Below are 12,658 nucleotides of genomic sequence, written 5' to 3' on the forward strand. Positions count from 1 at the left end.
TAGGGGTTCACAGGGTTTTCATGAATTCGATCAGCGCACGCTTGTCGTCGTCCGACAGCGTCGTGCCGTACAGGTGACCGCTGTTGTGGTTGCCCTCCAGGCGCGTGTCGTAGGTGAAATCCGCCGAGGCTTTGGCCTGGGCGCCACTGGTCACGAAGCCGACGTTGACCGGGTCGTAGACATCGGAGCCGGTGATGAACACCTGCGGACGTTTTTCCGGCGGTTGCAGCAAGTCCCACAGGGTCGGCACCGAACCGTTGTGCAGGTACGGCGCGCGCAGCCAGATGCCGTCGGTGGGCGTGTTGCTGTAGCTCTGGGTCTTGCGATAGGCGCCGAAATCGAACGGCGGTTTCTTGAAGGTGTGGAACGCGGCCACCAGCCCGGTGGTGAACGAGTTCAGCCGGTGCGGATCGGTGCCGAGCTGGTCGATATTGGTGGTCACCTGCCCGGTGTCGACGCGACCGAAATCGTGACAACCCGCGCAGTTAGCCTCCCACACCGGTTTGCCCTGAGCGACCCTGGCCTGATCCAATGCCCACGGCCACGCCGGCGCCTTGTGCCCGAGCAGCCAGTTGGTCACCCGGTTGAAACTCGGCGGCAGCACCGATTCCGGCGTCGCGCCCACGGCCATCGCAGCGGCGTAGTTGCGCTCGTGGATCTTGTTGTTATTGCCGTCCCAGTGCAGGTACATCGATTCCCGGGGTTTCTGGTTCCACACTTGCGGCAGGTCGACGGTGCCGATGGTCGAGTCATCCGGGAAACCGAAAACCACCATTTTCGTCGGGTTGAAGGTGTCGGTTCTCCCCGGTCCCTGTTGCGGGCGCAGCTTCTGCCAGGCGTAGGCCTGCTTCTGTTTGAGCAACGCGCTCTTGGCCATCGGGATGATCAGGTAGCGGTTGTAGAGCTTCTCGAAAAAGCCGAGCTGGAACTTGCTGTTGATCGCCGCCATCACCGCGTCGGTGGTGAATTTCGGATCGCTGGCGCAATCGTAGGCGAACCACTGGAAGGCTTGCAGTTGCAGGGTGTTGGCCGGTGCGCTCGGCACATTCACCGCGACGTCGCTGGCATTCGCCCGGTAGGAACCGGTGTGGCACAGCGCGCAGTTCGGCTCGACGGTCGGGTAGCCGATCTGTCGCTTGGCCATACCGATCGGCAGGTCCTTGCCGTTCTCGAACAGGAAACCGAAGACTTCCCAGCCACCGGGTTTCGGCAGCTTTTCCGGGCACATCTGCGGCAGCACCGAGAACAGGTAATACGGAATCCGCGCTTCGATGCCCAGGCCAATCGCGGCGTATTTGTAGTGATCTTCGTCGGAGGCGTAGTCCTGCTCCGGCACCACGCGCAGCATCTGATACCAGGTCTGGTAACCGATGAACGCCAGCAGCGCCACCACGACCAGCGTGCCGACCTTGAACCCGTGGCTCTGCCAGCGCCGCGCCCACGCCGCCCGCCATTCGCGCCAGCCGTCACAGAGCAGCGCAAGCGGCCGGTTTTCAGGGGGGGTGCCGAGGTACAGCAGAATGCCGAGGATCAGGAAAAAGCTCAGATCGCCCATCAGCATCGGCACGAACACCGAGCCCTGGCTGCTGGTGTTGATCAGGTAGATCCAGAACACCACGGCGATCAGCCGCGTCAGCACGCACAGCCAGGAGTGCACCACATAGCGCGGCGCGTTGAAGCCCGACGGCATGTAGAACACGCTGATACCCACCAGCAGCATCCCGGCGTTTTCCAGCCACGGGTCGGAGAGTTGTGGCGGCAGGCCGACCACCGATGTCAGCAACCCCGGCGCGAACAGCGCCGGGACCGCGAACACCATGTTCATCGCAATGCCGAGCCAGATGAAGCGTTGAAACCAGCGGATGTAGCTGTCCATGTCATCCATTTCCTTGTGCAGACCCGAGAGATGTATTGCCTGACCTACCGCCTTCGCGAGCAGCCCGCTCCCACATTGGGCTGGGGTGTCTGCTGATTTTGTGTCTGGCACAAAACCCTGTGGGAGCGGGCTTGCCCGCGAAGCGGTCGACTCGGCCTGAGATCAACCGAGGGCCGTTTTCTCCAGGTGTTCAAGGATGATCGGATACACATCGACCACCGCGTTCTTGCCGAACATGCAGTCGATGTGGCCGTAACCCGGCACCACATGCCGGCTGTAGCGTTCCGGCCCGTGCTTCTCGCAAACCCGCTGATAGGTCTTGAGCGTGCTTTCCGGCAGATAACACTGGTTGTCGGCACCGCTGATAAAGCAGATCGGCATGGTCAGCCGATCAAAGTGCGGCATGTACACGTCGTGCCCCTTGAAATCCACCAGATGCCCTTTGCGCACGATCAGCGCCAGGTGCTCGAAGGTCTCGATGTTCGACTCGCCGAACAGTTCGTGCAGGTTGTCGTGCAGCGTTTCATTGAGGGTGTCGTGGCGATACAGCGAGGCGTACATGAAGGTGATGCGGTGGCACACCGGATTGGTGCAATAGCCTTGAGCTTCGATCCGCGCGTAGCCGTTGAGCGCCTTGTCGTAGAGCCGGTTGAACCAGTTCTCCTTGCTGTCGGCGTAGGCGGTCATGGATTTGATGCCGATCGCGTCGAGCATTCCCGGCAAGTGCAGACCGGCCTTCAACCCCGTTGCGGTTGCGACCACCGTGTCGGCGGCAATCTGCGAGCAGACCACCGAACGCACGCCCTGCAAGCCGGCGAGCAATGACATGAAGAACGTGGTCGCGCCATAGCAATGCACCACGCACTGCACGTCCTTGGCTTTGGTTTCCTGCTGGATCTGCGCGATGGCGGCCTTGAAGTCGTACTGGGCGATCTGGTCGCCGTTCCATTCTTTCTTGCTCGCCGGCAGCAGGATGCTCACCCGGAAATCCAGCAGCCACACGTCGTAGTCGTGCTTGCAGAGAAACTCCAAAAGGTTGGTCTGGATCGTATCGGTGGAAAAGATATTCGAGCCCACACCCAGGCCATGCACCAACATCACCGGGCCTTTGCTGCCGGCCTGATAACGGGTCAGGCGCAACTGCACGCCATCTTCGGTGGAGAAGAAATGCACGGCCGGCGTCGGCGCATCCAGTGGTCGTTTCAGCCGTGGCGGCGCGTCGGGGTTGAAGTATTTGTCACCGGCGAACACCCCGCCGTAACTCTCCCAGAGAATCCCGGCGAAGAACTTGCCGAACCGCGCCAGCCCTTCGATGCGCTCACGCTCGTTGCGCGCATTGAGGACTTTCATGGTGGTCATCTGCTTGGCGAAATCGGTCGGTTTGATGTGCATCACCCCGGAGCCGATCACCTCGCCGGTCTTGTCCGGCCCGCGATACAGCGTGACGTAGAGGGTGCTGGTGTCGTGCCAGATATTCAGCACGCCGTTGTCTTCCGGCACGGTCTTGAAGGCACTGAAGAAGTAGTCGTTGCCGTCCTCGGCGGACAGTTTCATGTCGTACTTCATGTGGCGCGTATCGACCTGCTGCTCGAACTGCTCGAACAGGTTGAACACACCGTTGCTGGCGGTCAGCGGTTCTGGCGACAGCGCCGGGGCAATCACCGTGCCGACGATGGTCGCGGCGTGTTCCGGCTCCTTGATCATCCGGTTGAGGTCGTTGGCGGTGATGGTCAGGGTGAAGTCGATCGGCGAGTTGTCCGCCTCGCCGCGTTTGGCAGCCGCCTCGTAAACCTTCAGGTCGGTGCTTTGCGCGGCGGTGAAGGCGCGGGAGAAGTAGCCTTTCATGGTTTCAGTGAACTGCACGCCAAGGGTCGGCGGCGCGGTCTGTTTGCGCGGCGCCGACGGCAGCGTGTAGTCGATCGTCCAGCCTCGGTCTGCCGCCAGCAGGCCCATGTTGCGCTCGCTCACGGCGGAGATGGTCAGCAGCGGATTGACCGCCAGTGACGTCGGGATCACCGCGCCGTCGGTCACGTACAGGTTGGCGTAGACATCGGTGCCACTGGCACCGCTGAACACCTGGCCCTTGTGGTTGACCACGCCTTGCGCGGCGTCTTCACCCATCACGCAACCGCCCAGCGGATGCACCGAGACGATGCTGTGCTTGAGCAGCTTGGTCCAGATCGGATTCTCGACCCAGATCCCGCCCAGGGCCTTGGTGCTCTGGTACAGGCGTTGGTTGCCGATCTTGAAGTTTTCCTGCTCGCCGACGCCCGGCCAGTCGATGCGCAGTTGATCCTTGCTGTCGAGAACCATGCGTCCCTGGCCGCTGTCGTGGCTCATGATCAGGTAGGTCTGCATGTTGTGCAGCGCGCCGTGGTACGGGCCGCGCAGGAAGCTTTCGGCTTCGCGCTCCTTGTACTTCACCTTGCCACTGAAGCTGTCGTCGGTGGGCTTGCCGATCATCTCGGCGAACCCGGCCATCGCCGGCACCATCGGCCGGCCTAGAGCGCCGGGGATCGAGCCTTCCTCGATGACCATGCGACTGCTGCGGTCACCCTCGGTGCGCATGTCGATGATCGAGGTGATGCATGGGCCGACCGGTTGCAGTTCCTTGGCCGAATGCGCGCCGAAACCGATGCCGTTGATGGTCTGCTCGCAGTTGTGGCCGAAGCCGAGGATGTCGCCGTTGCCGCTCATGTTCTCGCCGAGCTGGCCGGACATCACCAGACCTTTGTCCCGTGAGCGCAGCAGAATTTCGGTAGAGCCGAGGGTGCCGGCGGAGACCACGACGATGTCGGCTTTCACAAACAGCGTCGGCGCGTCGAATTTCTCGCGACCGCTGTCCAGATACTGGAAGTGCACGATCCAGCCATTGCCGTCGCGCTCCAGATGCCGCACCTGGGCCTGGCAGAAAATCTCTGCGCCGTGGTTAGTGGCGTCCGGCAGGTAGTTCATCAGCGTGGTGTTCTTGGCCTTGTTGTTACAGCCCGAAACGCAGTCGCCACAGTGGTTGCACGGCAGTTGCTCGACGCCGACGTGGTTGAGGTTGTTCGGCAGTTTGTCGAAGGTCACGTTGATCGGCGGCTTGTAGAAGTGCGCGCCTTGCTTGAGGAAATCTGCGGATTTTTTGTTCGCATCGAGCTTCGGCAGGTTCGGCGCGGTGCTCGGGTAGGGATTGGGTTTGAGCATCTCCCGGGCTTTTTCGTAACCCGCCTTGAGCAAGCCGTCGTGGTCCTCGCGCACAGCCAATGGCCAACGCGGATCCTGGAATACCTCATCGGTCGGCTCGAGGGAAACGTTGGCATTGATCAGCGACGTGCCACCGAGGCCACAACCGACCACCACGTTCTGCTGCGCGTTGACGTGCAGATCGAACAGCCCGGTGCGCGAGCCGATGTGGCCGTCCGGGTCGTGCACCTGCAATTCTTCGGTCGCGGCGATCATGGTGTTGGGGTATTCGCCGGGCTGGATCTCCCGACCGCGTTCCAGCAGACAGACCCTTTTACCGGCCCGGGACAGGCGCGACGCGGCAATGCCGCCGCCGTACCCGGAGCCGATGACGATCACGTCGTAGTGTTCCTTGATTTCGCTGATGGGCGTTGCGATCCGTGTCATGAGGTGGTTCCTCTCTCAGGCAGATGGGGCAACTCTGCGGTTGCCTGCAATCGATGGGCGAACGGGCACCTGGCCTTCGGGTAATCCCGACGGCAGTACAGCGGTTTGGGCAGGAATCAGGCGCTACAGACGGGCGTGCTGATTGGCGGCACGACGCAACGTGCGCTTGCGCGGCGAAGGTGCCGGCAGAGCACGAAGCATGCAGGGATTGAGGGGTAAGCGGTGGGGCCGGGTATCCATCACGCGTTCTCCCTGAACCAGATGTGGATAAGTGACAGCTGTCCTTGTGCCATTGCAGTGAAGACAGGCACCGGATCGAAGTCAAGGAAGCCTCTTAGAACTGTATGAAATCTGATCAATCGCCTTTTGGACTAAGCCCGCCGGGGGTTGCAGGGTTTGGCGAACAAGTTATCCACATAGCCACCCACAGCTATTGGGGACAACTGTGGATGACCTGGAAAAATAATCGAGGTTTTGTGAAGAAAAACCGTGACTTATCCAGAAGCAGGGTTTCCACAAGCGATTGAGTGTTTTTTGATCAAGTCGCTACATGGCACGGATTACGTGGTTTGCAGAGGATGGCGAACACCTTATCCACAGAAGCGCCAACAGAGTTCGGGGGTAACTTGGCGGATGCTGTGGAAAAGCGCTGGAGGCGTTGATAAATCGGGGTTTGCTTTGGGTTTGGTGGATTAAAAGGGAGAATTGATCGTTTTTTGATCAGATCGTTGTAAGCCACGGTTTATAGGGCTCTTAGCGGATAGCGAACATCTTATCCACAGAAGCGCCAACAGAGATTGGGGGCAAGTCCGGGAGTTGTTTTGGAGAAAAACTCAGAAAAAACCGCTAGTTAGACTGGTTGTTTTTTGATCTTGGGGCTGGAGAGCTTGATTGGCGTGGGGTGCAGGGAGGGGCGAACACGTTATCCACAGATCCACCAACAGGGATTGTGGGTAAAGCGCCCTCTCCCAAAGGGAGAGGGTCAGCAAAGGTCTCAGCGGACAACACCTTCTTCGATCAGCAGTTTGAGAATGGCTTCAGCACCGGCCTGCGCCGTCACGCCTTTCAGGACTTGCCCACCACCGCCACTGGCCTTGGCCGTCGCGGCCTTCATCCGGTCCGCCCCGCTCTTGGCCTTGATCACCTTCAACCGTTTCGGCCGGGGCTTGGCCGGTTGCAGGGTCGCCACCGCGAGCAGTTCGTCATCCACCACTTCCACGTCTTTCGCCTGAAGAACCCCACGCCGCGCCGGACCGTAAGCACTCTGCCGAGGCTTGGGCGCAGCGTTATCCACAGTCGCCAGAAACGGCAGCCGCACCTTCAACCGGCGCCGCTGCCCACGGGGCAACGCTTGCAGCACCAGCGCTGAACCGTCGTTGATCGACTCGACCTGAGCCAGACCCACCACCAATGGCCAACCCAGCCCTTCGGCCAGCAGGAACGGCAGCATCCCCGAACCTTCTCCGGTTTCCGCCTGACTGCCGGTCAGTACGACTTGCGCGCCAGCATCACGCAGATACTCGGTCAATGCCGGCAACGCATCGGCGCCGGCCGGTTGTTCCAGCACGTGCAACTGTTCCAGTCCCATGCCCAGATAGGCGCGCAGCGCCGGTTCCGCGATGTCGCCGGCGTGCAGCACTTGCAGGTTATCCCCCGCCAGTTGCAGGCCGAGCTCCACCGCACGGGCGTCCTGATCGGCGCGGCGCGGGCGGCCGGAAGTCGGGTGGGCGCCGATTGAAACCAGACTGATGATCTTTGTGCTCATAACCGTTCCTTAAGCCGCATCGCGCTTGGCTTCGTTGCGGTAAGCCTCTACCGCCGCGATCAAGGCCTGAAGAATTTCCGCGCTTTCGCCGATCACCGACAGGTCGGCACGCTTGATCATGTCGCAACCCGGATCGAGGTTGATCGCCACCACTTTGTCGCAGGCACCGATGCCCTGCAGGTGCTGGATCGCCCCGGAAATCCCCACGGCCACGTAAACCCGCGCGGTGACCCAGGTGCCGGACGCGCCGACCTGACGGTCGCGGGCCATGAAGCCGTCGTCCACTGCCACCCGCGAGGCGCCTTCGGTGGCGCCGAGAGCGGCGGCGGTCCTGTGGAAAAGCTCCCAGTCCTTGACCCCGTTGCCGCCGGAGAAGATGAACTCGGCCTCGGCCATCGGAATAGCTGCCGGATCCACCGCCACCGCGCCCAGATCCTCGATCCGCGACAAGCTGCGCGCGACGGGTGTGGATAACTCCACCGGCAGCGCTTCGTGACGGGTTTCGCTGACCGGTTCGGCACATTCGGCGGACGCCAGAATCAACCGCGCCACCGGGCGGGCCAGATCCTGCAACCCGGCACCGGCGCGGCCGATGCACTCCTGATCCTTGACCTGCCACACCCGTGTCGCCGGGCGTTCACCCAGTGCAGCGGCAAAGCGCCGCCCGAGTTCGCCGCCACCGCTGCGGCTGTCCGGCAGCAGCCAGTGACGCGGGTTGAACTGGTTATCCACAGCCCGCAGGCCCTGGATCCGTTGCTCCGGTGCATAACCACTGAATTCTTCACCTTCCAGCACCAGCAAGCGGTCAACGCCTGCGGTGGCGAAAGCGTTTTCCTTGTGCTCGCCGAACACCACCGCCAGCACCGCACCGTCGCTGCCGGCCAGTTGATGAGCCAGGCCGAGCAAGTCGCGGTCGTGGCTGCTCAGGCGGCCACCGACCATGTCCGGAACCACGCTGATGTAGAACGCCGGGGCCGGCACCTGATGCAGCGGCAATTGCACTTCGACCGCGGCCGAGCGTTTGACCGCCCCGCCCTGTTGAGCGCCGCTGCGGTCGATGCGCTTGATGCCGTTCGGTCCGATAAAGCCGATGCCGTGCAGGTTCTTGCGGATGATCCCGTTGGGGCCCATCCAGCTGTGTTGCGCCGGTTGCATGGCCGCGTGCAGCGGGTGCAGGCGGTTGCGTGCGATCCATTCGGCGCGGGGGTCGCGGCGGATAATGTCGCTCATCAGTGGGCCTCCGCGGGTTCACGTTTGGCCGGGGTGGCAGGCTTGTTCGGCGCGGCGTCTTCGAGCAGCGCGTCGGCCACCAGTTCGGCGATGTCCTTGATCAGCGGACGCGGTTCGACCACGCCTTCGAGCATCGCCGTGCACTGTGGACAACCCACGGCCACCAGCTCGGCGCCGGTCTCGCGAATGTCTTCCATGCGCATGTCGGGGATCCGCTGCTTGCCCGGAATGTCAGTGATCGGCGCCCCGCCACCGCCGCCGCAGCAGCGCGAACGGAAGCCGGAACGTTGCATTTCCTTGATCTCGATGCCGAGGGCGCGCAGCACTTCGCGCGGCGCTTCGTACTCGCCGTTGTAGCGGCCGAGGTAGCACGGATCGTGATAGGTCACGCTGTTGCCTTTGTGCTGACCGAGGTTCAGCGCGCCGGCCTGAATGATTTCCGCCAGATAAGTGCTGTGGTGCTGCACGAGGTAGTTGCCATCGAACGCGCCGTACTCGTTTTTCAACACGTGGAAACTGTGCGGATCGCAGGTGACGATGCGGTTGAAGCTGTATTTGGCCAGGGTCTGGATATTGCGTTTGGCGAGCAACTGGAAAGTCGCTTCATCACCCAGACGTCGGGCCACGTCGCCGCTGTCGCGTTCTTCCAGCCCCAGTACCGCGAAGTCGACCTTGGCCGCTTTCAGCACTTTGACGAACGCCCGCAGAGTACGCTGGTTGCGCATGTCGAAGGCACCGTCGCCAACCCAGAACAGCACGTCGGTGGACTTCTTCTCGCTGAGCAGGTTGAGGTTCAGGTCGGCCGCCCAGTTCATCCGTCCGCCCGGGGCAAAACCGCCAGGGTTGTCGGTGGCAATCAGGTTTTCCAGGACTTCGGCGCCCTTGTTCGGGGTCGCGCCTTTTTCCAGGGTCAGGTGGCGGCGCATGTCGACGATGGCATCGACGTGCTCGATCATCATCGGGCATTCCTCGACGCAGGCGCGGCAGGTGGTGCACGACCACAGGGTTTCGGCGTCGACCAGACCGTTGACGATCGGTTGATGCGGATTGCCGCTGTGTTCGCCCACCGGTTTGCCCGGATAAGGGCTGCCGGCGAACTTGGCATCGGTGCCGCCGGCGAGGCCGACGACCATGTCCTGAATCAGCTTTTTCGGGTTCAACGGCTGGCCGGCGGCGAATGCCGGGCACGCCGCTTCGCACTTGCCGCACTGCACGCAGGCGTCGAAACCGAGCAACTGGTTCCAGGTGAAATCCTTGGGTTTTTCCACGCCCAGCGGCGCGGTCGGATCATTCAGGTCCAGCGGTTTCAAACCGGTGGAACGACCGCCACCAAAACGTTCGGCGCGACGGTGCCAGGCCAGGTGCAGGGCACCGGCGAAGGCGTGTTTCATCGGGCCGCCCCAGGTCATGCCGAAGAACAGTTCCGACACGCCCCACAACACACCGATGCCGAGAATCGCTGCAAGCACCCAGCCGCCGAAGTTCTCCGGCAGGATCCCGGCCACCGGCAAGGTCACCAGGAAAAACGACGCCGAGAACGCCAGCAGGCTTTTCGGCAGGCGCATCCACGGGCCTTTCGACAGCCGCGCCGGCGGGTTGAGCCGGCGCCGATAAACGAAGACCGCCCCGACGAACATCACCGCCGTCATCAGCAGCAACGCGTAGCCGAGAATGCGGTTATGCAGGCCGAAACCGTGCACCAGAATCGCCAGCACGATCGACGCCACCGCACCGCCCGCCGTGGCGACGTGGGTGTTGGCGATGTATTTGTCCCGCGCCACCACGTGGTGCAGATCGACCATGTAACGCTTGGGCATGGCGAACAGGCCGCCGATCAGATCGACCTTCGAGGCCCGGCCCCGGCGCCACATGGCCACCCGCCGCAACGCCCCCAGCACCGCGAGGGCCAGGGCTGCGAACAACAGGATTGGAAGAAGGGTGTTCAACATGGTGAAGCTCCCACCAGTACAGCCTGGAGAAACACGTTCGGCGTGTTCCTGTGGGAGCGAGCTTGCTCGCGAAAGCGCCGGGTCAGTCGATGCAGCGGTGACTGACAGAATGCATTCGCGGGCAAGCCCGCTCCCACAGGGTCTTGGGCAAGCTTTTAGAAATCCTTGCAGAGGCGCAGGGCGTCGTAGATCGCAGCATGGGTATTACGCTGCGCCACGCAGTCACCGATGCGGAACAGCAGGTAACCATCGCCATTGCTGCTCAACGAAGGTTGCGGCTGGATCGCGAACAGCGCCTCGACGTCGATCTGGCCCTTGTTGCGCGAGCCGTCCTTGAGGGCGTAGTAGATTTCCTCGTCCGGGCGCACGCCGTTCTCGACGACCACCTGATCCACCACCCGCTCCTCTTTGGCGCCGGTGTATTCGTTCTCCAGCACGGCGACGAGTTTGTCGCCTTCGCGGTAGACCTTCTCCAGCATCATGTCGCCGGTCATGATCACTTCTTTCGGGTACATGCTGCGGTAGTAGGTCGGGAACGACGTACCGCCGATGGCCACGCCCGGCTTGATGTCGTCGGTGACGATCTCGACCTGGCTGCCCTTGTCGGCGAGGAAGTCGGCCACCGACATCCCGGTGAACTCGCAAATGGTGTCGTAGACCAGCACGTTCTTGCCTGGCGCAACCTTGCCGTCGAGCACGTCCCAGCTGCTGACGACCAGCCCTTCAGCGGCGCCCCAGTGTTCGTTCTGTTCCAGGTACGGATGCCCGCCAACGGCCAGTACCACGATGTCCGGACGCAAGTCCATGATGGTGTCGGCATCCGCCGCAGTGCCCAGACGCAGGTCGACTTTCAGCCGCGCCAGCTCCAGCTGGAACCAGCGGGTGATACCGGCGATCTGGTCACGCTGCGGCGCTTTCGAGGCGGTGGTGATCTGGCCGCCGATGAATTCCTTCTTCTCGAACAGGGTCACGTCGTGGCCACGTTCGGCCGCCACGCGGGCCGCTTCCATCCCCGCCGGCCCGGCACCGACGATCACCACCTTGCGTTTCGGCCCGGTGGATTTCTCGATGATGTGCGGCACGCCCATGTATTCACGGGAAGTCGCGGCGTTCTGGATGCACAGCACGTCCAGACCCTGGTACTGACGGTCGATGCAGTAGTTGGCGCCGACGCACTGCTTGATCTGGTCGATCTGGCCCATCTTGATCTTGGCGATCAGGTGCGGGTCGGCGATGTGGGCGCGGGTCATGCCGACCATGTCGACGTAACCGCCCTCGAGAATCCGCGTGGCCTGGTTCGGGTCCTTGATGTTCTGCGCGTGCAGCACCGGAACCTTGACCACTTCCTTGATCCCGGCCGCCAGGTGCAGGAACGGCTCCGGCGGATAGCTCATGTTCGGAATCACGTTGGCCAGGGTGTTGTGGGTGTCGCAACCCGAGCCGACGACGCCGATGAAATCGAGCATGCCGGTGTCGTCGTAATACTTGGCGATCTGCTTCATGTCTTCGTGGGACAGACCGTCCGGGTGGAACTCGTCACCGCAGATGCGCATGCCGACGCAGAAGTCGTCACCGACCTCGGCGCGCACGGCTTTCAGGACTTCCAGACCGAATTTCATCCGGCCTTCGAAAGTGCCGCCCCATTCGTCGGTCCGCTTGTTGACGCGCGGGCTCCAGAACTGGTCGATCATGTGCTGGTGCACGGCCGACAGTTCGACGCCGTCCAGACCGCCGGCCTTGGCGCGGCGCGCGGCTTGCGCGTAGTTGCCGATCACCCGCCAGATCTCTTCCGGCTCGATGGTCTTGCAGGTGGCGCGGTGCACCGGTTCGCGGATGCCCGACGGCGACATCAGGGTCGGCCAGTGGAAACCGTCCCAACGGGAGCGACGGCCCATGTGGGTAATCTGGATCATGATCTTGGCGCCATGCTTGTGCATGGCGTCGGCGAGATTCTGGAAGTGCGGGATGATCCGGTCGGTGGACAGGTTCACCGAACTCCACCATTGCTGCGGGCTGTCGATCGCCACCACGGACGAACCGCCACAGATCGCCAGGCCGATGCCGCCCTTGGCTTTCTCTTCGTAATACTTGACGTACCGCTCGGTGGTCATGCCGCCGTCGGTCGCGTAGACCTCGGCGTGCGCGGTGCTGAGCACGCGGTTGCGGATGGTCAGTTTGCCAATTTGAATTGGCTGGAACATTGCTTCGAAAGCCATGGCGGGT

Annotated in this window: 6 protein-coding genes; all 6 read right to left on the reverse strand. The window is 62.4% G+C overall.

Features of this window, described 5'->3' with window-relative positions:
- Positions 1 to 7: 7 nt before the first annotated feature.
- The 6 genes from K3819_RS26845 to dgcA all read right to left on the reverse strand — a co-directional run bounded on the left by K3819_RS26845 (position 8) and on the right by dgcA (position 12,651).
- Positions 8 to 1,876 carry a hypothetical protein gene (locus K3819_RS26845; protein WP_221398237.1) on the reverse strand — a complete coding sequence of 623 codons (1,869 nt, stop codon included), beginning with the start codon at positions 1,874 to 1,876 and terminating at the stop codon, positions 8 to 10.
- A 162-nt stretch (positions 1,877 to 2,038) separates the two neighbouring features.
- The gene (locus tag K3819_RS26850) at positions 2,039 to 5,491 is read right to left on the reverse strand and encodes a GMC family oxidoreductase N-terminal domain-containing protein (RefSeq protein ID WP_221398238.1); all 3,453 of its coding nucleotides are present in this window, start codon (positions 5,489 to 5,491) and stop codon (positions 2,039 to 2,041) included.
- A gap of 994 nt (positions 5,492 to 6,485) precedes the next feature.
- The gene (locus tag K3819_RS26855) at positions 6,486 to 7,256 is read right to left on the reverse strand and encodes an electron transfer flavoprotein subunit beta (RefSeq protein ID WP_221398239.1); all 771 of its coding nucleotides are present in this window, start codon (positions 7,254 to 7,256) and stop codon (positions 6,486 to 6,488) included.
- A gap of 9 nt (positions 7,257 to 7,265) precedes the next feature.
- Positions 7,266 to 8,486, reverse strand: a complete 1,221-nt coding sequence (locus tag K3819_RS26860; RefSeq protein WP_007959785.1) for an electron transfer flavoprotein subunit alpha/FixB family protein — start codon at positions 8,484 to 8,486, stop codon at positions 7,266 to 7,268.
- Complete coding sequence (gene dgcB / locus K3819_RS26865; RefSeq protein ID WP_221398240.1) at positions 8,486 to 10,435, reverse strand: dimethylglycine demethylation protein DgcB; 1,950 nt, start codon at positions 10,433 to 10,435, stop codon at positions 8,486 to 8,488. Before dgcB ends, K3819_RS26860 begins: the two co-directional genes overlap by 1 nt.
- Before the next feature lie 155 nt (positions 10,436 to 10,590).
- Positions 10,591 to 12,651: a dimethylglycine demethylation protein DgcA gene (dgcA, locus tag K3819_RS26870; RefSeq protein ID WP_007959780.1), complete on the reverse strand. Its 2,061-nt coding sequence runs from the start codon at positions 12,649 to 12,651 to the stop codon at positions 10,591 to 10,593.
- Between the last annotated feature and the right edge of the window lie 7 nt (positions 12,652 to 12,658).

The organism is Pseudomonas sp. 3-2 (assembly GCF_019710535.1).
GTDB lineage: Bacteria > Pseudomonadota > Gammaproteobacteria > Pseudomonadales > Pseudomonadaceae > Aquipseudomonas > Aquipseudomonas pharyngis.

Bases quoted from the DNA above. Each gene is read 5' to 3' on its own strand.
- K3819_RS26845 (WP_221398237.1), bottom strand. From the start codon at position 1,876: ATGGACAGCTACATCCGCTGGTTTCAACGCTTCATCTGGCTCGGCATT.
- dgcA (WP_007959780.1), bottom strand. From the start codon at position 12,651: ATGGCTTTCGAAGCAATGTTCCAGCCAATTCAAATTGGCAAACTGACC.
- K3819_RS26850 (WP_221398238.1), bottom strand. From the start codon at position 5,491: ATGACACGGATCGCAACGCCCATCAGCGAAATCAAGGAACACTACGAC.
- K3819_RS26855 (WP_221398239.1), bottom strand. From the start codon at position 7,256: ATGAGCACAAAGATCATCAGTCTGGTTTCAATCGGCGCCCACCCGACT.
- K3819_RS26860 (WP_007959785.1), bottom strand. From the start codon at position 8,486: ATGAGCGACATTATCCGCCGCGACCCCCGCGCCGAATGGATCGCACGC.
- dgcB (WP_221398240.1), bottom strand. From the start codon at position 10,435: ATGTTGAACACCCTTCTTCCAATCCTGTTGTTCGCAGCCCTGGCCCTC.